Origin of the sequence: Streptomyces sp. NBC_00376 (assembly GCF_036077095.1) — a bacterium.
GTDB lineage: Bacteria > Actinomycetota > Actinomycetes > Streptomycetales > Streptomycetaceae > Streptomyces.
This window is the reverse complement of record NZ_CP107960.1, coordinates 571,584-594,148: the sequence shown is the minus strand read 5'-3', so window position 1 is coordinate 594,148 and position 22,565 is coordinate 571,584. Positions and strand designations below refer to the sequence as shown.

Sequence of the window (22,565 nt, the reverse complement as noted above, 5' to 3'; positions counted from 1 at the left end):
CCCGTGTCCTGCCCCGCCGACGCCCACATCCGCCCCGGCCCGCCCCTGCCCCCGCTGCACCGGCTGGACTTCGACCCACCCGGCCCACCCCGGCCCGTCGAGTTACCCGATGGGACCCCGGCCTGGCTGGTGAGCCGATACGCCGACGTGCGCATGGTGCTGACCGACCCCCGGTTCGGACGCGCCGAGCTCCACCCGCCGGACTCCCCGTCCCGGTCGGGTGAATCCGGTCTGGTGAGCAGCATCGACCTGATCTTCAACCAGGACGGCGAGGACCATCTGCGCCTGCGCCGCACCATGCGGCGCGCCTTCACGCCCAGGGCCGTCGCCCGCTGGCGTCCCTGGATCGCCGAGATCGTCGAACAGCGCCTGGACGAACTCGCGGACAGCGCACGCCCGGCGGACCTGGTGGCCGGCTTCACCCTCCCGCTCCCGGTCGCCGTGATCAGCAGGGTGATGGGCCTCGACAGCGAAGCCCAGGAGTCGCTGCGCCACTGGAGCCAGTACGCCTTCTCGGACGGTTCCCACCCCGACGAGGAAACGGCCTCCGTGCTGGCGGAGTTCGCAGCTTTCGGAGCCGGGCTGCTGGCCGGGCGGCGGAAGCAGCCGGGCGACGACCTGCCCAGCGTGCTGGTACAGGCGGCCGACGAGGAGGGCGGCATCCCGGAGAGTCAACTCGTCCACCTGGTATGCGGGCTGATCGTGGGCGGCCATGACAGCACGATGACGATGCTCAGCAATTCACTGCTCTATCTGCTCGGTGAGCGACCGGAGGTCTGGCCCCGGCTCGGATCGGACGAAAAGGCCGCCGGCACACTGGCGGACCGCCTGCTGCACCTGATTCCGCTCGGCGACGACCGGGGGACCGCACGCCACGCCGCGACCGACACGGAGGTCGGCGGCGTGACTATCCCGGCGGGAGCGGTGGTCCTCGCCGACTGCGGCGCGGCCAACCGCGACCCCGAGGTGTTCCCGCCCCGGCCGCTCGACGACCTGTTCGCGCCCCTGGCGGCGCCCACCCTGGCGTTCGGAGCGGGCGCGCACTACTGCCTGGGCGCCTGGCTGGCCAGGCTGGAACTCCGGCTCGCCCTGCACCGGCTCGCAGCGCGCTTCCCCGGCCTGCGCCTGGCCCAGCCCCTGGAAACCGTCGAATGGCACCTGGGCACCACCTCCCGCAGCCCACAGCGGATCGTTGCGACCTGGTAGAACCACCTGTCCGCGGTGCGCGGAGTCACCCCCGGGGCTCGGGCCAGTCCTGGGCGTCCGCCCACGTGGCGTAGGAGGTCCAGGGGACGGCGGGGAACTGTGTCCGCAGCGCCGCCATGTCCACCCGGTAACCGCCGTTCGCAAAGAAGCTGTACATCGCAAACATGTCGGGGTTCACGGTGCGCAGTTCCTCCAGCGACGACTGGCGGAACGCGACCGTGCCACCCGCGGCCCGCCCGATCTCCTCGGCCATCCGGACCGGCGTGGGATCGTCGCCGGCGACCTCGATCCGCTGCCCGGTCCAGCGGTCCGGATCGGCGACGACCGCGGCCACGACCCGTCCCAGATCCTGCCGTGCAACCTGCTGGAGGGGAGTGTCACCGGGAATCGGCATGGTGAGGAGACCGGCGGCCACCTCGTCCCGGGAGCCCAGGGCGTTGTCATAGAAATAGGTCGGCGCCACCACCGTCGCCGGCAGCCCCGAGTGGGCCAGCAGTTCCTCGGTCCTGGCCTTGGTCTCGAAGTGCGGGACACCGGTGTCCTGGTCCGCACTGGCGACGGAGGCCAGCACCAGATGGGGCAGCTCGGCGTCCCTGGCCGCCCGCACGATGGCCGCGCCCTGGGCGACCTCGGCATCCAGGCCGTCCTGGAACGGGGTGGTGACGGCGAACGCGGCCTTCGCCCCCCGGAACGCCTCGGCGAGCGAGGCCGCGTCGAACAGATCGCCCGGCACGACCTCCGCTCCGGCCGCCGCCAGCGCACGGGCCCGCCCACTCCCGGGATCACGCACGACGGCCCGTACGGCACGCCCCGCCTCCAGCAGGGCGGCGACCACCGCGCCCCCCTGACCACCGGTCGCACCGAGTACTGCTGTAGGCATGAGGTCTCCTTGATCGAGCGACATGGGTCAATGCTGGCCCGGATCCGGCCGGCCCTGCCACCGGGAGGACCCCGGAGACGTCCGGGGCGTACCGGGCGGGTCGTCCCGGCCTCCGCGTCCTGCGGAGGCCGAGGCGACGTACCGTACTGCGGAGGGCTCAGCTGCCGGTGGCGGACCCGGCGGCGTTGCGCCAGAAGGTGAGGTCCAGCGTCATGTACTCGCTGGGCGAATCCTCGCTCGGGAGCCCCTGGACCGCCATGAGGCCCATGTGTCCGGTACCCGTCGTGACGCAGATCTGCCTGACCTGCCCTTGGAGAGCGTGCTGAGCTCGATGGTCTCGGTGAACCGGGTATCCGCGAGGCAGACATCGAGCGAGACCACCTGCCCCGGATCGAGCAGCACGAGAGTGCCGCCCGTGGTCTCGGAGTCGAGGTACCCGCCGGTGTCGCAGGAGAGCTCGTACTCACCGTCCTCGCCCTTCTGGGGCCAGACGTCGTCTTGTCCCCGAGCGTCAGGTGGTAGCCGGCCGGCAGATTGATGCCCTTGTAATCGGCGGGCTCCGGCCGGGGCTTGGTGCTCGGCTTGAAGTCGGTGTCCTTGTCCCCGCTCGGCTTCTGGTTGCCGGTCGTGCCGCTCGTCTGGCTGTCGCCCGAGGAGCTGCTCGCCTGCGACTTCTGATCGTCTTTCTTGAGCAGGAAGTACAGCGTGCCGCCGGCCACGACGCCGAGGACCGGCGCGGCGGCGATGGCGGTGACCGCACGCCGCTTGCCTGAGCCCCCGGGGCGCTGGGGCGCCTGCGGCGCGGTCCGCGGCGCCGGGGGTGCCGGGGTACGTCTGCGCCTGCGTCGGGAACTGGGGCGGGGCGTAGGCGTTGGCGTGCGCCTGGCCCTGGGCCGGATGGGGCACCTGGTACGGGGGCTGCGGCTGCGGCGGGACGGGAGAGGGCTGAGCCGGCTGAGTGAGCTGCTGCGCCACGGGCGGGCCGTAGCCCGGAGGCGGCGGGGTCTGGACCGGGGCCGGTGCCGCCGCGCGTACCGTGATGTCGGCGGAGACCGGGGCGGGCAGCCAGTACTCGGGGCGGCGCAGCACCGTCTCCGCGTTCGCGGACTGGCAGAGTGCGATGACCTCGGCGATCGACGGCCTGGCCGCCGGGTCCTTGGCGAGGCAGCGGCTGACCAGCTCCATCAGTCGCGGCGGGACGTGGGTGAGGTCGGGCTCCTCGTGGACGATCCGGTAGAGAACACCGTGCGAGGACCCTCGCCGAACGCCGGTGCCCCCCGTCGACGCGTACGCCGCCACCTGACCGAGCGCGAAGACGTCGGTGGCCGGGGTCACCTTGCGCCCGGCAGCCTGCTCCGGCGCCATGAACGAGGGGGGCCGATGGTGACGCCGCTGCTGGTGAGCGAGGTCGCGTCGGCGGCGTGGGCGATGCCGAAGTCGATGACGCGGGGGCCGTCGGCGGCGAGCAGCACGCTGGACGGCTTGAGGTCGCGGTGGACGATGCCCGCGCCGTGGATGACGTGCAATGCCTCGGCCATGCCCGCGATCAGCAGCACCACCGTCTCGACGGGCAGTGCCCGGCCGGGCAAGGGCTGTCCCGTACTCAGGACCGGGAGGACGCCGTGGGCGGTGGTCCCGGTTGCAGATCCGGCACCCGGGGCAGCCTGCGCGCCGCGTACGTGCCGGCGCCCGCCGCCAGCAGCATCACGCAGCCCGCGAAGATCAGCCCGGCCTGGCGCAGCCCGAGCCAGGTCGCCAGGGCGCCGACGCCGACCACCGGCAGCGAGATCCCGCCGTAGGCGACGACGAAGAACGCCGAAATGGTGCCGCCGCGATTGCGTGCCGGGGCCACGCCGCTGATCAGGGTGAGCGCGGCACGGAAGGCCAGCCCCTGGCCGGTGCCGCCGCACAGGGCGCCCAGGACGAGCAGGAGCAGGGATTCGGCGATCAGCGAGGACGCCACCAGCAGGAGTCCGGCGACGAGGATGCCGCAGCCGACCGGGAGTGCGAGTCGTGCGCCGATCCGCTGGGACAGGGACTGTCCGACCGTCGAAGCGAGGAACACGGAGAAGACCACGGCGCCCGAGACCGCCGGATTGTGCACACCGAGCGTCCGCTCGGCGAAGCTCGGTGCGACCGCCGTGAACAGTCCCAGAAGCGCGAAGCCGGCGAAGGCCGCCAGCGAGGCGGGCAGGAAGACCCCCTTCACCTCGGAGGGGACGGACAGCCCCTGTGGCCTCAGGCGCGGCCGGCGCTTCGGCTCGGCGACGGTCTCCGGCAGGAGCCAGGTGATCCCGCAGGCCAGGGTCACCAGGCCCAGATGGACCCAGAACGGAAGCGTCAGCGGCCAGGGCGTGTACTGCGCGAGGATTCCGGAGAGCAGGGGCCCGCAGCCCAGACCGCCCATGTTCGCCGCGGTGGCGGCGAACCCCGCACGTGCCTTGTGCCCGGGGCCCGCCAGTTCGATCACGGCCGCCGTCGCCGCTCCGCTCAGCAGACCGGCCGCGCAGCCGGACAGCAGCCGCCCCGCGAAGAGCAGCGGCAGACCCCCTTCCGCCAGGAAGCACCCCGCGCTCGCCGCCGACAGGCCCAGTGCGCACAACAGCACAGGTCTGCGGCCGCTCTCGTCGGAGTAGTTCCCCGCCACCAGCAGCACCGTGATCACGGCGACGGCGTAGACGGCGAAGACGACCGTCACCATCAGCTCGGAGAATCCCTGCTGTTCCTGGTAGAGCCCGTACAACGGGGTGGGCAGGGTGGTGCCGGCCATCCCGATGGCGAAGACCGTTGCGGCGGCCACGTACCCGGGCCGCCATCGGCCGCCGGTGTTCCCTGTGCATTCGCGAGCGTTCACGCACATCACCTCGCGGCCGGTGTTCCGTCGCGGCCGGGCCCGGGAGCGGTCAGTCCCAGAGCTCGTGCGTCATGACCCGCTCGGTGTATGCCGGCCTGCCGTCGGTGTAGACGAGCTGCATGCGGGTGAACTGCCGCAGCTCGGGATGGGCCTTCCAGGACTCCGGTCGGTCCAGCCGGATGATGACGGGATAGGTGTGGAACTTGCCGGCCGCGCAGTAGGGATCGCAGTCGTTCACCGCGTCAAGTGCCCTGCCCGTGGCCGAATTCGATCCCCAGTGGGACCAGTGGATGTCGATGAGGCGGTTGTTGCCGTCGCCGCAGGCGAGCAGGAAGTCGCCGGGCCGTACCTGTGGGTTCGAGAAGCAGTCGACGGCCACCACGCGTGTCGATGAGCGGGACTCCGTGGTGGCGCGTGCTGACGCGGAAGCGGATGCCGGAACGGGAATCGCCGCCGCGAGTGCCGTGGCGGCGCACAGCATGAGCGCTGTCCTGAATTTGCGTGTGTGCATATCGGCTCCTCGGCTGCCTGAGGCCGGTCCCACGCCGGCCGGCGCAGTCGTCGGTCGTGGGCCCTTCTTCCAGCCGTCGTCCCTGAAACGACCATATGGCCACACCCAGTGATACACCACCTGTACGGGTTACAACAGTGCGAAAATGGTATGAAAGGTCGCTCGGGTGCTTCCGCTGCTCGTCAGCGGCCGGGCCGGGCGGCGCGCAGGGCGCGGTCGATGTCCTCCGCCTGTTCCGCGGCGTTCTCCGTCCGGCCTATGGCCGACTCCCATTCCGCCCGGTCGGGGCCGTCGAACCGGGGTGCGAAGTCCGGGTGTTGGCCGAGCCAGTGGGCCAGCCGGGCGCGTACCTCTTCGGTGCCGTACGCCTGATCGGCGGTGAGCTGGAGGTGGCGGACCTTCGCGCGTGCGCGCATGACCAGTGGGTCGTCGAACGCGCAGGCGGCGAGGGCGGCCCGCTCGCGGGCGGCGGCGGTGGGTGGATCGGTGGACACCCGTGCGGGATCACCGAGTTGAGCCGCGTTGGCCCGGTCCGCGGCGACCTGGGCGTCGAATCGCAGGCGCAGGGTCTGCGACAGCCATCGGTGGTATGCGCCGGTGAACGCCGCCGGATTCGAGGCGGCACCGGCTTTCCGGGCCACCCACTGCGCCGCCTCCAGGGCCATGGCCACTCCCTGTCCCATCGTGGGATTGGTGTACGCGACCGAGTCCCCGACGCCGACGAGGCCGGTGACCACGGGCCCGTCGGCGTCGGCCGGTGTGGTCCAGCGATTGTGCAGGCCCCCCATCGCGAGCACTCCGGAGACCGGCTCGGGCTCCAGCGCCAGCCAGGCCGCGATGGCGGGAAACGTCCGGGCGACCCGCTCGAACACCGCAGGGTCCCGCAGTGCCGCGCGAGTCGGATCGGCGGTGGACACCGTCAAGGAGGCCGCGAAGATGCCGTTGTCCGACGGGAATACCCCGCCGACCGCGAACGCCGAGGTCGAACCCGCCTTGACACGTCCGGCATCACGCGGCCCGTCGGGGCGCAGCCGGTACCAACGGCAGAAGTACGCGATCTGGACGCGGTGGTTCTCCACGACGGCGTCCCGGCAGCCCGCCCCGGACAGCCAGCGGGGCACCGGCGAGCGGCGGCCCCCGGCATCGAGCACCAGATCCGCATCGTGCGTCCCGGAGGCGGACTGTACCCCCGTGACCCGCGGGACGTCACCGCGCCGGTCGACGAGGAGCCCCTCGACGGGCTCCCCGAGCCGTACCTCGACGCCCGGCTCGCGGTGCACCGCATCGTGCAGGGCGGCCTCCAGTACGATGCGCCGGGTCTGGATCGTCACCAGGTCCTCGTCGCCGGGGCGGGTGGGACCGCGGTCGTCGAACCACTCGAATTCGTTGCGTTCCCGGGCGCCCATGTGCAGCATCGCGCGGTACACATCCGGAACCTCGGCGCGAAGCACGGTCCGGACCGGGGCCAGGAGTCCGTGCGGCTGGACCGCCTGCGGCACACCGGGGCGGTGCCAGTCGAAGAATTCCCGGTCGGCATCCGGTCCCGGACGGTGACCGTCCCGTTCGAACAGGGCCACCCGATGGCCCCGCCGCCCCAAGAACAACGCGGCGGCCAGGCCGCCGATCCCGCCACCGACAATCGCAACCCGCGTCAATGTGGTCCCCTCCACGCCGTGTTGCGAACCAACCGTAGCGAGCTGCCGCCGGGTCCGGATGCCCCGGCGTGACGCGAGCGGGAGAGCCTAACCCCGCTCCACCAGCCGCTCGGTCGCCGAAAGCGCCATGTGCAGCGCGCTCGCCCGGTCCCCGCCGCGCTGGCCGAGGACCACACGGGTGCTCAACCCGTCGAGCAGGGCCAGGAGTTCGGAAGCGCGGGTCGCCGTGTCGAGGTCCTCGGCGAAGCGGCCCTGCCGCACGCCCTTGGCGAGAAGCGATTCGAGGTCCTCCTGCCAGCCGCGGTCGATCTCGGCCTGGGCCTGTCGCAGCGGCTCGTTCGACGCGGTACGCGCCCACAGTTCGATCCACAGCGTCCAGCGCGGATCGCGCGGCCCGAGAGGGAGGTACAGCTCGATGAACTGGCCGAGCTTGCGTTCGGCGCCGGCCCGGCCGGCCAGCAGTGTCCGACGCTCCTCGGTGAGTGCGCTCTCGCTCCAGCCCAGCACCTCCAGGAGGAGCCGGTCCTTGCTGCCGAAGTAGTAGAGGATGTGGCCGCCGCTGGTGCCGAGGCGCTTGGCGAGTGCCGACATGGTGAGTCCGGCCAGGCCGTCCTCGGCGATGGCCGTCATCGCCTCCTCCAGCATGCGTTCCCGGGCCAGATGCCCGTCCCGCCGTCGCGTCGCCGCCACGCCACCCCTCCCTTTTCCGTGGACCCAGTGACGACCTTACGGGACACCTCCGGGCCCGCCGATTTCGGCGGAGGTCTTGACGGGCCCCCGCGGACACATCTTGAATGCCGTTCTAACTTTTAGAACGGCATTCAAAGTACTGTTCCGGGATTCCCGGAGCACGCACGGATGAGGGGCAGGCCGCATGACGCAGCAGGAGACGACCGCGAGAGCGCCCGGTGGGACCATGGCTACCGACCAGGCCTTCCAGGTCGAGACGCACGGCATCGACCCGATTCCCGACGAGGAGCGCCACGGCGGCGCGAGGGATCTGTTCTGGCTCTGGTTCGGATCCAACCTCACCTTCACCTACGTCATCAACGGCGCCCTGGCCGTCGCCTTCGGGCTCTCCTTCTGGCAGGCGACCGGCGTCGTCGTCATCGGCGGACTGGCGTTCTTCGCCATCAGCGCAGCCGGGCTGAGCGGCGTACGCACCGGCACCGCCACCCTGGTGATCTCCCGGGCCTCCTTCGGCGTGCGTGGCAACTGGCCCGCCGGAATGCTCAACTGGGTGGTCAGCATCGGCTACACCATCCTCAACACGGTCGTCGGCACGCTCGCCCTCGAAGCGTTCTTCGCCGATCTGGGATGGGTCTCCGGCCACGCCGGACGGGCCCTCGCCCTGCTGATCACCCTCGCGCTGACGTTCCTCGTCGCCCTCTGGGGCCATGCCACCGTCCAGCTCGCCGAGCGCTGGATCGCGTACGTACTCGCCGTCGGGTTCGCCGCCCTCCTCGTGTTCCTGCTGCCGGGCGCCGACACCGGCGGTGCGGCGGTCCACCCCGGCGCCTCCGGGTGGAGTCTCGCCTTCGTCGTGATGCTGGCCGGGCCGTTCTCGTACGTCCCGATGCCCGCCGACTACACGCGCTACCTGCCGAGGACGACCTCGCTGCGCTCGCTCACCTGGTACGGAGCCCTCGGCGGCTTCGTCTCCTCGGTCGCCCTGGGCGTGGCCGGGGTGGCCGCCGCCACGCAGACGGACATGACCGACGCCGTGGCGGGCGCCGAGAAGCTGCTGCCGGGATGGTTCCAGCCGCTCTTCCTCGCACTCGTGCTCGGCGGCTCGGTCACCAACTCCATCGTCACGCTCTACTCGTCGAGCCTGAACCTCCAGGTGCTCGGCGTGCCCTGGAGCCGCTCCAGGGCCATCATCATCAGCGCGGCCGTCACCGCCGCGGGCTCCCTCTGCGCGCTCTTCCTCACCGACTTCACCAGTTCGCTGCTGTCCTTCCTCTCACTGCTCATCATCGTGTTCGCGCCCTGGGGCGGTGTGTTCCTCGCGGACATGGTGATGCGCCGCTGCCACTACGACGCACCGGCCCTGCACGCCGGACCGGACGGCGCCTACTGGTACCGCTCCGGCTACCACCCCGCCGGCATGACCGCGCTGCTCGCCGGCATGGTCTTCGCCGCGCTGACCTGCGACTCCGAGCTGTGGACCGGCCCGCTGGTCGCACCGCTGGGCGGCGCCGACCTCACCCTGCTCGGCTCCGTCGTTTCGGCCCTCGTCTACTGGGCACTCGCCCGCCGGACCGTCGCACCGCACACCGAACCTTCCTGACCGGCGGCCACACCCCGCCGAACCACCGACCGACCGCACCACAGCACCACAAGGAGTCACCCCGCATGGCCAGCCCCACCCGCCCCGCCCACCTCGTCCTGCGCAACGCACGCATCCACACCGTCGACCCGGAGCTCCCCGAGGCACAGGCCATGGCGGTGGTCGACGGCCGTATCGCCTGGCTCGGTTCCGACGAGGAAGCGAACGGGTGGACGGGGCCCGGCACCCAGGTGATCGACGCCGAGGGCAAGCTCGTGCTCCCAGGGTTCGTCGACGCCCACAACCATGTCCGGCTCGGCTCGGACGACGCCTGCGTCCAGCTCGCCGGCGCCGCGACCCTCGACGAGGTCCACGCCCGCATCCGCGCCTGGCACACCGCCAACCCCGACGCCGGGTGGATCGAGGCGGAAGCATTCGACTACTCGGCCATCCCGGACGGCCGGATGCCCACCGCCGCCGACCTCGACCCGGTCACCGGCGACGTACCGGCCTTCGTACTCAGCTACGACGTGCATACCGCCTGGGTCAACACCGCGGGCCTGCGCCGCCTCGGCATCGACCGTGACCACACCCACCTGCCGTTCGGCGAAGCCGTGACCGACCCGGCCACGGGTGAACCCACCGGCTTCATCAAGGACTTCGCGGTCAAGGGCCTGTCCCGCGACGGCCACCGCGCCCTGAAGCAGCTGGGTCTTCCGTGGGCCTCGCCCGACCGGCAGTACGGGCGGCTCGCCAAGTCCCTGGACGACGCCATCCGCTTCGGCATCACCACGGTGGTCGAGCCCCAGAACTCGCTCGACGACCTCCCGCTCTTCGACCGCGCACGCACCGAGGGGCGGCTCAAGTCCCGGATCGTCGCCGCCCTCTTCCACCCGCGCGGCACCACCGACGCCGATCTCGACGACTTCGCCACCGCCGCCCACCGCTACGACGACGACCGGATCCGGGTCGGACCGCTCAAGCTCTACATCGACGACGTGGTGGAGCCGCGGACCGCGGCCCTGCTGGAACCCTACGCGGGCTGCCGCCACCACCGGGGCGACACCTTCTACCCGCCCGAGGAGTTCGCCGAGCTGCTGACGAAGCTGGACGCCCGCGGCTTCCAGTGCTTCGTCCACGCGACCGGCGACCGGGGCATCCGAACCGTACTGGACGCCGTCGAGCGGGCCCGCACCGTCAACGGGGAGCGGGACGCCCGCCACCAGGTCGTCCACGTCGAGTGCCTGGACCCCGAGGACACCCCGCGATTCGCCGCCCTGGGCGTGGTCGCGTGCATGCAGCCCCGCCACTGCGCCCCGGAGGTCGCCGGCCCCGGCAAGGACTGGGCACAGAACGTCGGGGAGGAGCGCTGGCACAAGGCATGGCCGATGCGCAGCCTGCACACGGCCGGGGCCGTTCTCGCGCTCTCCAGCGACTGGAACGTGGCGGAGATGGACCCGATGATCGGCATCCACACCGCGGTCACCCGGCGTCCGCTCGGCGGTGGCGAGCCCTGGATGCCGCAGGAGACGATCAGTGTGGAGACCGCGGTCCACGGCTACACGATGGGCTCGGCATACGCCAACTTCCTTGAGAACGAGCGGGGTTCGCTGACCGTCGGCAAGGCGGCCGACTTCGTGGTCCTGTCCCGTGACATCCTGCGCGCCGCACCCGAGGACATCCCCGGCACCGTCGCGGAGACCGTCGTGGTCGGCGGAGTCGTCGAACACACCGCGTGAGAGGCCCCGGCCTCCCGGACCGAAACGCCCCGACGGCCTCCCGGAGTGCCACGCTTCCGCGTGCCCCGAGAGGCCGTCGGCGTTCTTGCCGTACGTGGTGCGAGGTGGGGCGACCCGCGACGCCGTCAGGTGCCGTACCGGCCACCCCACCGGTCAGGCGGCCTGGATCTCGTAGAGTGCGAAGTTGCCCCACTGGAGGTTGGCGTCACGGACCGTCAGGCGCAGGCGCTCGGTCGTCATCCGCTGCGGCAGGGTGATCGTGCGCTGCTCGACGGTCGACGTGTTGCCCGACCAGGCCAGTTGCTGCCCGGCGACCTGGGTCACCCAGGCCGAGCCGTTCCAGGTCTGCACGTCGAGCTGCTTGATGCCCTGGCCGGTGGCGAAGGCGGTGTGCAGGGTGACGGTGCCGACGCTGGTGGGCCGGCGGAAGTCCACGTCGATGGTGCCGGGGAAGGTGACCCCGGAGGACACGCTGCTCCACGCGGTCGCGGTGTTGCCGTCGACCATCCGGTAGGCGTGGCTGTTGCCGAGCGTGGCGTACGAGGTGGTGACGACCGGCTGCAGCGGGGCCCCGGTGAACTGGTGGAAGCCCCGGTCGGGAGCGGTGGCCGGGACCGCGTTGCCGAAGTAGTCCTTGATGTCCTGCGTCACCGTCCCGCCGCGTCCCCTGGCAGGGGAGTCGGCCTGGAGCTTGTAGCCCGCCGGGTCGGTGCCGATGGAGACCAGCTTCGGGTCCGCCTTGATGGCGTTGATGTCGCCGGAGGGGGCGACGGGGGTGTCGGTGCCCCAGTAGAGGTTGGAGTCGTAGACCGTGTTGTTGGCGGTGTCGTAGCCGGCCGTGGTCCGGTTGTAGAAGATGTTGTTGCGGATGTCGATGCCGCCGGCGTTGTTGTAGATGTGCACGATCTTGCCGAGCGGATAGTCGCCGGCCCCGGTGTACGGCGGGTGCACGGTGACGACCCGGCCGCTCGCGTAGATCGTGTTGTTGTAGATCGCGGTGCCCGACGTCTCGGTGGAGAGGCTGAAGACCTCGAAGCCGTCGTCCTTGCTCAGGTTGTACCGGACCACGGTGTCCTTGGTCGGCGCTCCCTTGAAGGAGACGGTGATGAAGAACCCGCCGTCGTTGTCGTGGCTGTAGTTGTACTGGACGATGCTGTGGTTGTTGTCGGCGTCCGCGTCGAAGCCGTGACCGTCGGTGCCCGGCCCGTTGAAGCCGGAGCCCGACACTTCGTTGCGCTGCACGAGCAGGTCGTCGTTGCCCTGCCACCAGATGCCGACGTTCCCGCCCTTGGTGTTGAGCCGGCCGGTGGCGGCCTTGTGGACGCGGTTGCCCTCGATGACGGCGCCCTTGGTGTGCATGGGGGTGATGCCGCCGGCCGTCACGTCATGGACGTAGTTGTCACGGATCTTGACGTCGGTGCTGGGCGTCCAGGTGACGACCTCGCTGTCGGGGATGCCGGTCTCCACCGGGTACAGGCTCGTCATGCCGTTACGCCGGGACCAGGTGGACCAGGTGATGATCCCGTACGAACGGATCCTGCTGACCTCGTTCTTCTCCACCACCAGGTTGTCGAAGAACGTGGGCGTCGTGTTGCCGCGGATGGAGACCAGCAGCCCCGCCGAGCTGACCGTGCTGCCACCGGGCCCGTCCACGTCATGGATGTTCAGATTGCGCAGGGTGACGTTGGACAGCTTGCCCGCGTCCTTGCCGAACAGGTTCACACCGGAGCGGGGCGTGGTGCTGTCGCTCCAGTTGGTCACCTCCAGCCCGTCGAGCGTGAAGTCGTGGACGTTGTTGAGCTTGACCGCGACGTCGCTCGTGCCGCCGCCCTCGATCAGCGGCTTGGCACCCGTGCCGTACGAGCCGACGAGCGCGGGACTGCCGACCGCCCCCGCCCCCCGCACATCCAGCCGTCCCTTCCACCGCTGGCCTGCCTTGAACAGCAGCTGGTCGCCGGGGCCCAGCGTCAACTGGCTCGCCCTGGCAAGGGACTTCCAGGCAGCCGCAGCGTTCCGGCCCGATGCGCTGTCGTTGCCGGATTCGGCGTCGACGTAGTACGTGGTGCCGGCCGCGTGCGGATGGGGCTGCTTCGCGGGTGCCGCCTGCGCGGGCACCGCCGCCACCGCGGAGAGGGGGAGAGCGAGAGCCGCCAGGAGCGCCCCTGCGATCCGCCTTCGCCGGGCGGGTGGGGTACTCGGGATACGTGAGGTACGCAAGTCTCGGTCCTTCCGATTGGATTGCCGGTCTCTGTTGCGCGTTACTTACCGATCCCTGCAGTCATGCCTTCGACGATGCGACGGCCCAGCCAGAGGTACAGCACGATCATGGGGTAGACCAGGATCACGATTCCGGCGAACAGGGCGCCCCAGTCGGAGCTGTACTGCATGGAGCTGTAGAGGCCGAGAAGGGCCGCGGGCAGCGTGCGCTCCTCAGGCGTGGGGGTGATCAACAGGGCGAGCAGGGTCTCGTTCCACAGGCCGATGACGTTGAGGACGAGCACCGTCATCACACCCGGCTTGGCCACCGGCAGCACGACCTGGACGAAGGCGCGCAGCGGACCCGCACCGTCCAGCTCGGCCGCCTCCTCGATCTCGTGGGGCAGTGAGCGCATGTAGCCGGTCAGCACGAACACGGCGAACGGGAGCGACAGCACCACTTGGAAGACCAGGAGTGTGATCCGGTTGTCCCACCAGCCGGTCACCCAGTCGATCATGAACGTGGACACGGAAAGCTTGATCACGATGATGGGGATCACGATCGTCTGGACCGGGATGCTCAGCCCCATCGCGAAGTACCCGGTGAGCCGCCCGGCGGCGCGCCGGTCGGAGCGGGCCAGTACATACGCGGCGGGCGCCGAGAGCGCCACGATCAGCAGGGCTCCGACCACCGTCAGGACGGTGCTGTTGAGCGCGGCGGCGGAGAAGCCGGCCGCCTTCCACGCCGCGGAGTAGTTGCCCCACTCGATGGTGTCCGGCAGCGCGAACGGCGAGAGCCAGACCTGCCCGGAGTCCTTGAGCGACTGGAGGCCGACCCAGGCGACCAGCGCGAGGTTGAAGACGACCCAGGCCCACAGCGCGACGGTCGTCACACGCGGCACCAGAATGTCGCCGAGCAGGCGCCTCATGAAAGCTCCACACGTTCGCGGCGGGTGACACGCCGGGTCAGTACGATGAGGATCGTCGTGACGATCAGGATGACGACGCCCATGGCGGCACCCGAACCCAGCTCGGGCACACCGCTGCCGGCCACCGAGGCGTACTGCTGCACCGCCACGGTGCGGGCCTGGATCGGCGGACTCGCCGGTGTGCCGGCCGTGGTGAAGGCGATCACGATCTCGAACACCTTCAGGCTGTTGACCACCCACAGCACGGCCGACACCGCGAACACGTCCCAGGTCAGCGGCAGTGTGATGTGCCGGAACTGTTCCCACTTCGTGGCGCCCATCAGCTTGGCGTCCTCGTAGAGGTAGGGCGGGATGGAGTCGGCGGCCGACATCATCAGCGCCACGTAGAAGCCGGTGCTCGACCACACCAGCCCGGCGACGATGCACTTGAACACCATGTCCGGGCCCAGCCACGGCCGTCCCTCGATGCCGACCCAGCCCAGGACCGTGTTGACCGCGCCGTCGGGATTGAGCAGGAAGCCGATGGCCACGCCGACCGCGATCACCGAAATGATCATCGGCAGGAAGATCACGGACCGGATGAAGGCCCGGCCCTTGAGCTGCCGCAGCACCATCATGGACAGGAACGTGAAGGCGAAGACCAGGACCCCGCCGCCGAAGGCCAGCACGAAGGTGTTGACGAAGGCGGTGCGGAAGGCCTCGCTGCGCGTCAGGTCGAGGTAGTTGCCCAGACCGTTCCACGTCATGGCGGAACCGGGCCCCGCCCATTTGTTGAAACTGACCCAGAAGCCGAACAGCGACGGCAGGACGAAGAGCGCGGAGTAGGCGATCAGTGCGGGGAGCAGGAAGGGCCAGAAGGCGCGCTCACGTGCCGGCCGCACCCGTTTGCCCCCCTTGCCCGCGGCGGGTGCCGCCACTGCCGCGGGCGGGGTGAGTGTTGCTGTCCCCACGGGCTCAGCCCTTGCTGGCGAGGTAGTCGGTGACCTTCTTCTTGCCGGTCTTCACGAAGGCCGCGGCATCGATCTTGCCGGAGAGCAACTGGTCGTCCAGGGGCAGGAAGACGTTGTTCCACCAGTTCTTGTCCGTGACCATGTCGTCGTAGGTGCGGTGGGTGGACTTCGCCTCGGCGACGTCCTTCTGCACACCCGCCAGGTAGCTGGGCGCGGGGACGTCCGGACGCGCGGGGATGTTGTGCGCGGCGGTGGAGATCTTCTCCGCGTACTTCTTCTGCATTGCGAAGGCGAGGAACTCCTTGGCCGCCTCGATGTTGTGTCCCTTGGCGTTCACGCCCCAGCCGAGCGTGCCGACCTCCACGGAGTTCTTGCCGCCGGCCGGCAGCTGGAACGAGGCGACCTCGGTTCCCTCGGCCAGCTTCGCGTTGGTCTCGGCGGCCAGCCAGGTGCCGTTGAGGTTCAGGTCGTACTTGCCCTGGGCCCAGGCGTCCTGCGCGGCAGGGTACTTGGTGGCCATGAAGTCCTTCTGGAAGTAGCCGCCGTCGGCCAGCTGCTCCACCTTCTCGGCCGCCGCGAGGACGGCCGGCTTGTCCCAGGCGGCCGGGTCCTTGCGCAGGGCGTTGAGGCTGCCGGCCCCCTCGGAGCGGACCAGGACCGAGTAGAACCAGTACGCGTTGTAGAAGTTGACCGTGCCGTCCTGGCCCAGCGGTGTGCGGCCGTCCTTCTTCGCCTTGTCGAGATAGGCGATGAACTCGTCCCATGTCTTGGGAGCGAGCCCCGCGTGCTTGGAGGCGTCGTACCAGACCGCGGTGGAGATCACGGTGTGGGCCATGAAACGGACGTGGTCCTGGTCGGTCGACGCGTTCACCACCGACTCCGGCAGCACGTCCCGCACCTTCTTGCCCTCGCCGGGCACCTTCATGTCCAGGACGTCGTCGAGCGGCGCGGCGAGGTTCTGCGTGACGAAGGCGCCGACGCTGTCGGTGGAGGTGTCGAACAGGTCGGGGCCCTGGCCCGCGTTCATCTCGGTGGGGAGGGTGTCGGTGCCCTTGCGGCCCACGAACTTCAGGTCGACTTTGGTGCCGGTCGCCTCGGTGAAGTCGTCGGCTATCGACCTGATGAGCTTGCCCTGCGGCTCGTCGGCCCCCCAGGAGGAGGTGTAGACGAGCTCCTTCTCCGAGGTGGCGGATCCGTTCTTCTTGCCGCAGGCGCCTACGCTCAGGGCGAGAGCTCCGACGGTGAGCATGACTGTCAACTTACGCACAGGGGTGTGCCTTTCGTGAGGGTGACCGGTGAGCGCGGGATCCGGCGGGCGTGGTGCCGCGGCCGGGGATCAGTGCGGCAGGAGGGACACGACGGTGCCGGTGCGGCGGGCCTGCTCGGCCGCCCAGACGACGCGGTGCGTGGCCAGGCTCTCCGCACCGTCGGTGAGTACCAGGGAGGGGTTGTTCTTGTCGATGGCATCGACGAACGCGTCGAACAGGGCCGCGTCACCGCCGCCGTGCCCGGTGGCGGCCGTGGGATCGCCGTTGGCTCCGGTGTCGATGACGGTTACCTCGTCGGTCACGAAGTCGTGCACGCGCAGGACGACTCCGTCCCCGTCGATGGAGCCCCGGGTGCCGAAGATCCGGGTCTTGCGGTGCTCCAGCGCCGCGAACGCGGTGACCGTGCAGGTGGCGGAGGTGCCGTCGGCGAACTCCATGGTCACCACCTGGGTGTCGACCACGTCGTTGTCACAGGTGTACGCGCACCGGCCGTACGGGCCCTCGCGCAGCGCCGCGAGCACGCCTTCCTTCGTGTGGTCGGCCGTGACCGCGGACAGCGGCCAGAACTCCTTGTCCGCGTCGCCCAGGCAATCGAGGTAGATGCGCTTGGCGGAGTACGGGCAGGTGGACTCCACCGGACACTCCACGCAGCGGTCCGCCGCACCCTCGGGCCGGTTCTCGGCCCGGAAGTGCACCAGATTCCCGAAGGACGACACTCGCTCGGGCAGCGCCCCCTTGACGTGGGCGATCCAGTCGAGGTCGTGGCAGGCCTTGGTCATCAGCATCGGCCCGGACCCCTCCTCGCTGCGCCAGTTGCCGCGTACGAACGAGTGGGCCTGATGCCACCAGCCGACCTGTTCCAGGTGCTGGATGTTCATCACGTCGCCGATCCGCCCCTCGGCGATCAGCTCCCTGAGCCTGATCGTGTAGGGCGTGTAGCGCATGACATGGCAGACGGCCAGCAGAACGTCGTTGCGGTCGGCGGCCGAGGAGATGGCGGCCGCCTCCTCCTCGCTCTGCGCCATCGGCTTCTCCAGGAGCAGGTGGTAGCCGAGATCGGCCGCCCGCACCGCGGGTTCCGTGTGCATGCTGTCCTGCGTCGAGATCACCGCCGCGTCGGCCAGCCGGTCCCGGTCGAGCAGATCCCGCCAGTCGGCGAAGACGTTCTCGTCCGGTACGTCGTGTGCGGCGGCCATGCTGCGCCTGCGTTCCGGATCGGGTTCGGCCACGGCCACAACACGCGCCATGCCGGTCTCCAGAGCACGCCGCGCATAGCTCATACCGCGCAGCCCCGCCCCGATGATGGCGAGAGTGACCACAAAAACCCCCTCGGACTTGCGACTTACTAATGCAAGCTGTTTTTATTTCTCATGTACAGAGCCTGTCAAGGGAGTGACGGTGACAATTTCCGGAGGCGACACCTCACGGCTGCGGCGCATCAATCTGGTCACGACGCTTCGCGCCCTGCGCGGCCAGGGCCCCCTCAGTCTCACCGAGGTCACCAGACGCACAGGTCTGTCCCGCCCGACCGTGGAGAGCCTGACGGAGGAGCTGCTCGGCTCGGGATGGCTGAAGGAACTGCCGCCTCAGCCGGGCCACATGGGCCGCCCCGCCAGGCTGTTCAGTTTCCACTCGACCGGCGGCTACGTGCTCGGGATCGACATCGGCTCGTACAGCATCAGGGCGGCCGTCGCCGACCTGGACGGCACTGTCGTGGCGGCCCGAACGGAGCGGGTGAGCGCGGACGCGGGGCGTTCCGTACGCCTGGCCGCCGTGCGTACGACGGCCGGCGGGGCGCTGGAATCGGCGGGGGTCCGCTCCGCCCAGCTCGCCGCCGTCTGCGTCGGCACCACGGGCGTGGTCAGCCATGACGGCCGGGTCAAACGCTGCGTCGGCCTGCCGGAATGGGACGGTCTGGACCTCGCGGGCGAGTTGGGCGCCGACTTCGACTGCCCGGTCCTGGTGGAGAACGACTGCAATCTCGCCGCGCTCACGGAGGGCTGGATCGGCGAGGCCCAGGGCGTCGACGACGTGGCCTTCGTGCTGTCCGGAGTACGCACCGGTGCCGGTCTGCTGATCGGCGGCCGGGTGCACCGGGGGCGCGGGGGAGCGGCCGGTGAGATCGGTGCCCTGCCCCTGCTGGGCTGGCACCGGGCCACCTCGCATCTGACGGGCTATCCGAAGATGCCGGCGGACGTCCTGCCCCAGGAGGCGGCCGAGTACGTCTTCGCCCAGGCCCGCACCGGCGAACCGGCCGCCCGCTGGGCCGTGGAGCAGTACGCCCACGACCTGGCCGAAGGCATCGCCGCCCTGGTCCTGGCCCTGGACCCGGAGCTCGTCGTGATCGGCGGCGGGGTCTCGCGCTCCGGTGACGTACTGCTGGAGCCGCTGCGGCGGCACCTGGACCCGCTGTGCCTGGAACCCCCGGCCCTCGCGGTCTCCACCCTCTCCGACCAGGCCGTGGTGCTGGGCGCCGTCCGGCTCGCCCTCGACCATGTGGACGCCCAGCTCTACGACGTCGACACGTTGCTGCCCGAACCGTCGTCCTGAACCCCGGCCCCGGGCGCGGCACGTCCCGTCCGCACCGTCGCACACCTCTTGTCCTGTTCCCTCCCCCTCTTAACAAAAGACTCTGTATATGTTGGGCGGGTGTCCTCGGGGGCGCGGGCCCGGTGTAAGGAAACGGCAGGATGTCCCACCCCAGGTTGCTGCCCCGCCCCGTCGCGGCCCGGTCCGTCCCGGGCGAGTTCCCGCTCGACGCGGCGACCACGATCACGGCACCCGGCGCACCGGCCACCACGGCCGCCTGGCTGCAATCGGCCCTGCGCCCCGCGACGGGGCTGCCCCTGCCCGTCACCGACGAGCAGTCCGAATCAGCCATCGTCCTGACGCTGCGGCCGGAGTTGGGGCCCGAGGCGTACCGCCTTGAGTCCGGGCCGACCGGGGTACGCATCGAAGGCGGGGACACCGGCGGGGTCTTCTACGGCTGCCAGGCACTGCTGCAACTGCTGCCGCCACGGATCTACCGCAATTCCCGGATCAGCGACGAGCGTTGGGCGGTGCCGGGGGCGGTGGTGGAGGACGCGCCGCGCTTCGGCTGGCGCGGCGCCATGCTGGACGTGGCCAGGCACTTCCTGCCCAAGCGGGAGGTGCTGCGCTTCATCGACCTGATGGCGATGCACCGGCTCAACACCCTCCACCTCCACCTCACCGACGACCAGGGCTGGCGGGTGGAGATCCGGCGTTTCCCACGGCTCACGGAGACCGGCGGATGGCGCAGGTCGTCCCAGCTGGGTTCCACCATCGACGATCTGACCGAGGACAGACCGCACGGCGGCTACTACACCCAGGACGACATTCGCGAGATCGTCGCCCACGCGGCGGAGCGCGGCGTCACGGTGGTGCCGGAGATCGACGTTCCCGGACACTCCCAGGCGGCCATCGCGGCCTACCCCGAACTCGGTGTGACACACGAGCAGCTGGAGGTCATGACCCGATGGGGCGTCAGCCCCCACACCCTGAACGCGGAGGAGTCGACCATCGACTTCTTCCGGCACGTCTTCGACGAGATCATGGCCCTCTTCCCCAGCGCCTTCATCGGTATGGGGGGTGACGAGTGCCCCAAGGACCAGTGGAAGGGTGATCCGCGCACCCAGGAACTCATCGCCGAGCGCGGACTGGCGGACGAGAACGCCCTGCAGTCGTGGTTCATCACCCGGATCGCCGCCCATGTCGCCGAAAGGGGCCGACGTGTCTTCGGCTGGGACGAGATCCTGGAAGGAGAGCTCCCGCCGGGTGTCGCCGTGGCCTCCTGGCGCGGGATGACCGGTGCCGTCACCGCCGCACGCCGGGGATTCGACGTCGTGTCCTGCCCGGACGACCAAGTCTATCTCGACTACCGTCAGTCGGAACACCCCGACGAGCCGATTCCGGTCTCCGTCCCCGTCACACTGGCGGACGCCTACGCCTTCGACCCGGTCCCGGACGGCCTGAGCGACGAACAGGCCGCACGGGTGCTCGGCGGACAGGCCAATCTGTGGTCCGAGCACATGGACACGCCGCGCATGGTGGACTATTACGCGTTCCCGCGCCTGTGTGCGGTGGCCGAGGCGCTGTGGTGCGGTCCGGACCAGCGCGACTTCGACGAGTTCAGCACCCGCCTGTACGACGCGCACCTGCCCCGGCTCGACGCCATCGGTGTGGAGTACCGGCCGCGGACGGGCCCACTGCCCTGGCAGACCCGCCCCGGCATCGTCGGCGCACCCGCGACGAAGGCCGATCACGAGGCGCACATGAACCGACGGGTGGCGGCCATCCGTTCCTGATCCGAGGCACGGACGGCGGGGCGCTCCCGGCCGTCCGAGCTTCGGGAACAGCAGAGGGTGCGGGCGTGGCCGGGGGTTTGTCTGCCGCTGCCCCCGCGCTCAGCGGCGCAGGGCGGTCTCCTGCCCCATGTGCGACAGCTTCTCGGGATTGCGCACGGCGTAGACCGCGGAGACGAGACCGCCGGCTATGCACAGCGTGATGACGGTGTCGAGCACGCCGTCGAGCCGGACGATCAGCGCCGGGTAGGCGTTGATCTCTGCCGGCAGCAGCGAGACCTCGGTGACCCGGCCCAGCCCGGTGGCCAGCAGGCGGGCCACCTTGTCGACCCCCACGACCGGGTGCAGGACGGCCTGCTTGATTCCGCCGCCGTCACCCATGAGGACCACGTCCGGCGCGAGGATGTCGAGCAGGCCCTGCAGATCGCCCGTCTCGGTGGCCCGCCGGAACGCATCGAGCGCGTCCCGGGTCTCGGCCGGGGAGACGACCTCGCGCGGTCGGCGCGCGGCGACGTGGGTCCGTGCCCGGTGCGCGATCTGGCGGACCGCGGCCGGGCTCTTGTCGACGGCCTCGGCGATCTCGTCGTACTCGACGTCGAACACCTCGCGCAGCACGAACACCGCCCGCTCGGTCGGTGCGAGGGTCTCCAGCACCAGCAGCATCGCCGTCGAGACGCTGTCCGCCAACTCGATGTCCTCGGCCACGTCGGGCGCGGTGAGCAGCGGTTCGGGCAGCCAGGAGCCGACGTAGGACTCCTTGCGGCGGCCGAGCGTACGCAGTCGGCTCAGCGCCTGGCGCGTGGTGATCCTGACCAGGAACGCGCGCTGGTTCTGCACCGTGCCGAGATCGACCCCCGCCCACCGCAGCCAGGTCTCCTGCAACGCGTCCTCCGCGTCGGCGGCCGAGCCGAGCATCTCGTACGCGACGGTGAACAGCAGGCCGCGATGGGCGACGAACGCCTCGGTGGCGGGGTCCGCGCGTACGCCGTCCACGACCTGCCCGGCCGTGTCCGCTGTGCGCTCGCTGTGCTCGCTCTTCACCGGCTGCTCCTGCCTGTTCGCTCTCGACGGTGCCACGCGCACAAGACGCCGCTCCGCGCCGTTCTGTGACACCGACGGGCAGTGGCGCAGGTCACACAACAGGAACTGTCACAACGAGCGGGGCGTCGGCGTCTGGTGTCCGTCGAGTGGAACACCACGAGTGAGGACGAAGCCATGGACGCCCGATTCAACCTGTTCGAGAACGAGACCGCCGCCAAATTCGCCAAGCGGTTCGCCAACGCCGGCCTGGTGATCCAGCAGTCGTCGCTCCCGCATTCCACCCAGGAGCTGGTGTCGCTGCGGGCAAGCCAGATCAACGGCTGCGGTTGGTGCATCGACATGCACACCAAGGAGGCCGCGGCCGCCGGTGAAACCGCGCTCCGGCTCAACCTGGTCGCGGCGTGGCGCGAGTCCACCGTGTTCACCGAGGCCGAACGGGCCGCACTGGCGCTCGCCGAGGAGGGCACCCGGCTCGCGGATGCCCACGAAGGCGTGTCCGACGAGGCCTGGGCCGCGGTGCGCAAGCACTACGACGACGACCAGGTCGCCTCATTGGTCGCCCTGGTCGCCCTGATCAACGCGGCCAACCGGCTCGCCGTGATCGTGCACCTGAAGGGCGGTTCCTACGAGCCCGGCATGTTCGCCGCCTCCCTCGACTGACCGGCGCACGGCGGCAGGGCGAGAAGCGCGAATGGTGCGAGCAGCGCGAAGGGCGCCTGACGAGCAGTTGCTCATCAGGCGCCCT

19 protein-coding genes and 1 pseudogene are annotated in these 22,565 nt (G+C 70.3%); 7 read left to right on the top strand and 13 right to left on the bottom strand.

Translation table 11 applies throughout. The features are described from left to right. The first annotated feature begins 3 nt into the window (after positions 1-3). Positions 4-1,206, top strand: coding sequence for a cytochrome P450 (locus OG842_RS02860; RefSeq protein ID WP_266727127.1), 1,203 nt, complete (start codon positions 4-6; stop codon positions 1,204-1,206). 25 nt (positions 1,207-1,231) lie between these two features. On the opposite strand, the gene OG842_RS02855 is transcribed toward OG842_RS02860, so the two are convergent. After that, the gene (locus tag OG842_RS02855; protein ID WP_266727125.1) at positions 1,232-2,086 is read right to left on the bottom strand and encodes an NmrA/HSCARG family protein; all 855 of its coding nucleotides are present in this window, start codon (positions 2,084-2,086) and stop codon (positions 1,232-1,234) included. Positions 2,087-3,125: 1,039 nt separating this feature from the next. Between OG842_RS02855 and OG842_RS02850 the strand changes: the two genes are divergently transcribed. After that, positions 3,126-3,323 carry a hypothetical protein gene (locus OG842_RS02850; protein ID WP_266733852.1) on the top strand — a complete coding sequence of 66 codons (198 nt, stop codon included), beginning with the start codon at positions 3,126-3,128 and terminating at the stop codon, positions 3,321-3,323. Here the strand turns inward: OG842_RS02850 and OG842_RS02845 are convergent. The 6 genes and pseudogenes from OG842_RS02845 to OG842_RS02820 form a co-directional block, all read right to left on the bottom strand. After that, a pseudogene (locus tag OG842_RS02845) lies at positions 3,266-3,451 on the bottom strand (serine/threonine protein kinase); the annotation flags it as partial. The gene OG842_RS02850 and the pseudogene OG842_RS02845 sit on opposite strands and share 58 nt — an antisense overlap. Continuing rightward, positions 3,418-3,675 (bottom strand): protein kinase domain-containing protein, encoded by a 258-nt coding sequence (locus OG842_RS02840; protein ID WP_266727123.1) that lies wholly within the window; start codon positions 3,673-3,675, stop codon positions 3,418-3,420. The gene OG842_RS02840 and the pseudogene OG842_RS02845, both read right to left, overlap by 34 nt. Before the next feature lie 14 nt (positions 3,676-3,689). Then, entirely contained in the window at positions 3,690-4,946 is a 1,257-nt protein-coding gene (locus OG842_RS02835; RefSeq protein ID WP_401874859.1) for an MFS transporter, read from the bottom strand. Positions 4,947-4,989: 43 nt separating this feature from the next. After that, positions 4,990-5,451 (bottom strand): hypothetical protein, encoded by a 462-nt coding sequence (locus tag OG842_RS02830; RefSeq protein WP_266727119.1) that lies wholly within the window; start codon positions 5,449-5,451, stop codon positions 4,990-4,992. Positions 5,452-5,633: 182 nt separating this feature from the next. Then, positions 5,634-7,106, bottom strand: a complete 1,473-nt coding sequence (locus OG842_RS02825; protein WP_266727117.1) for an NAD(P)/FAD-dependent oxidoreductase — start codon at positions 7,104-7,106, stop codon at positions 5,634-5,636. An 87-nt stretch (positions 7,107-7,193) separates the two neighbouring features. Then, positions 7,194-7,751 (bottom strand): TetR/AcrR family transcriptional regulator, encoded by a 558-nt coding sequence (locus OG842_RS02820; RefSeq protein WP_266733401.1) that lies wholly within the window; start codon positions 7,749-7,751, stop codon positions 7,194-7,196. Between the two features lie 271 nt (positions 7,752-8,022). On the opposite strand from OG842_RS02820, the gene OG842_RS02815 reads away from it, so the two are divergent. Further along, positions 8,023-9,396 (top strand): purine-cytosine permease family protein, encoded by a 1,374-nt coding sequence (locus OG842_RS02815; protein WP_266727115.1) that lies wholly within the window; start codon positions 8,023-8,025, stop codon positions 9,394-9,396. A gap of 65 nt (positions 9,397-9,461) precedes the next feature. Next, positions 9,462-11,114, top strand: coding sequence for an amidohydrolase (locus OG842_RS02810; RefSeq protein WP_266727114.1), 1,653 nt, complete (start codon positions 9,462-9,464; stop codon positions 11,112-11,114). A 153-nt stretch (positions 11,115-11,267) separates the two neighbouring features. On the opposite strand, the gene OG842_RS02805 is transcribed toward OG842_RS02810, so the two are convergent. The 5 genes from OG842_RS02805 to OG842_RS02785 all read right to left on the bottom strand — a co-directional run bounded on the left by OG842_RS02805 (position 11,268) and on the right by OG842_RS02785 (position 17,776). Further along, positions 11,268-13,331, bottom strand: a complete 2,064-nt coding sequence (locus OG842_RS02805; protein WP_266727113.1) for a right-handed parallel beta-helix repeat-containing protein — start codon at positions 13,329-13,331, stop codon at positions 11,268-11,270. Positions 13,332-13,372: 41 nt separating this feature from the next. Next, positions 13,373-14,239 carry a carbohydrate ABC transporter permease gene (locus OG842_RS02800; RefSeq protein WP_266727111.1) on the bottom strand — a complete coding sequence of 289 codons (867 nt, stop codon included), beginning with the start codon at positions 14,237-14,239 and terminating at the stop codon, positions 13,373-13,375. Continuing rightward, positions 14,236-15,189, bottom strand: coding sequence for a carbohydrate ABC transporter permease (locus tag OG842_RS02795; protein ID WP_266727110.1), 954 nt, complete (start codon positions 15,187-15,189; stop codon positions 14,236-14,238). The genes OG842_RS02800 and OG842_RS02795 overlap by 4 nt, the downstream gene beginning before the upstream one ends. 4 nt (positions 15,190-15,193) lie before the next feature. Next, positions 15,194-16,438, bottom strand: coding sequence for an ABC transporter substrate-binding protein (locus OG842_RS02790; protein WP_266727109.1), 1,245 nt, complete (start codon positions 16,436-16,438; stop codon positions 15,194-15,196). An 87-nt stretch (positions 16,439-16,525) separates the two neighbouring features. Further along, positions 16,526-17,776 carry a Gfo/Idh/MocA family protein gene (locus OG842_RS02785; RefSeq protein WP_266727108.1) on the bottom strand — a complete coding sequence of 417 codons (1,251 nt, stop codon included), beginning with the start codon at positions 17,774-17,776 and terminating at the stop codon, positions 16,526-16,528. Between the two features lie 79 nt (positions 17,777-17,855). Here OG842_RS02785 and OG842_RS02780 point away from each other — a divergent pair, with 79 nt between their 5' ends. Both OG842_RS02780 and OG842_RS02775 read left to right on the top strand, forming a co-directional pair. Further along, the gene (locus tag OG842_RS02780) at positions 17,856-19,007 is read left to right on the top strand and encodes an ROK family transcriptional regulator (RefSeq protein ID WP_266727106.1); all 1,152 of its coding nucleotides are present in this window, start codon (positions 17,856-17,858) and stop codon (positions 19,005-19,007) included. A 140-nt stretch (positions 19,008-19,147) separates the two neighbouring features. Continuing rightward, a complete protein-coding gene (locus OG842_RS02775; protein ID WP_328512077.1) occupies positions 19,148-20,782 on the top strand; it encodes a beta-N-acetylhexosaminidase in 1,635 nt (544 codons plus the stop codon). 99 nt (positions 20,783-20,881) lie between these two features. On the opposite strand, the gene OG842_RS02770 is transcribed toward OG842_RS02775, so the two are convergent. After that, on the bottom strand, positions 20,882-21,820 hold the full coding sequence (locus OG842_RS02770) for an RNA polymerase sigma-70 factor (protein WP_266727102.1): 939 nt from the start codon (positions 21,818-21,820) through the stop codon (positions 20,882-20,884). 174 nt (positions 21,821-21,994) lie between these two features. On the opposite strand from OG842_RS02770, the gene OG842_RS02765 reads away from it, so the two are divergent. Continuing rightward, entirely contained in the window at positions 21,995-22,480 is a 486-nt protein-coding gene (locus tag OG842_RS02765; RefSeq protein ID WP_266727100.1) for a carboxymuconolactone decarboxylase family protein, read from the top strand. Positions 22,481-22,565: the final 85 nt, after the last annotated feature.

Bases quoted from the DNA above. Each gene is read 5' to 3' on its own strand.
- OG842_RS02855 (WP_266727125.1), bottom strand. From the start codon at position 2,086: ATGCCTACAGCAGTACTCGGTGCGACCGGTGGTCAGGGGGGCGCGGTG.
- OG842_RS02850 (WP_266733852.1), top strand. From the start codon at position 3,126: ATGTCGGCGGAGACCGGGGCGGGCAGCCAGTACTCGGGGCGGCGCAGC.
- OG842_RS02835 (WP_401874859.1), bottom strand. From the start codon at position 4,946: ATGTGCGTGAACGCTCGCGAATGCACAGGGAACACCGGCGGCCGATGG.
- OG842_RS02830 (WP_266727119.1), bottom strand. From the start codon at position 5,451: ATGCACACACGCAAATTCAGGACAGCGCTCATGCTGTGCGCCGCCACG.
- OG842_RS02820 (WP_266733401.1), bottom strand. From the start codon at position 7,751: ATGCTGGAGGAGGCGATGACGGCCATCGCCGAGGACGGCCTGGCCGGA.
- OG842_RS02815 (WP_266727115.1), top strand. From the start codon at position 8,023: ATGGCTACCGACCAGGCCTTCCAGGTCGAGACGCACGGCATCGACCCG.
- OG842_RS02810 (WP_266727114.1), top strand. From the start codon at position 9,462: ATGGCCAGCCCCACCCGCCCCGCCCACCTCGTCCTGCGCAACGCACGC.
- OG842_RS02800 (WP_266727111.1), bottom strand. From the start codon at position 14,239: ATGAGGCGCCTGCTCGGCGACATTCTGGTGCCGCGTGTGACGACCGTC.
- OG842_RS02790 (WP_266727109.1), bottom strand. From the start codon at position 16,438: ATGCTCACCGTCGGAGCTCTCGCCCTGAGCGTAGGCGCCTGCGGCAAG.
- OG842_RS02775 (WP_328512077.1), top strand. From the start codon at position 19,148: ATGTCCCACCCCAGGTTGCTGCCCCGCCCCGTCGCGGCCCGGTCCGTC.
- OG842_RS02765 (WP_266727100.1), top strand. From the start codon at position 21,995: ATGGACGCCCGATTCAACCTGTTCGAGAACGAGACCGCCGCCAAATTC.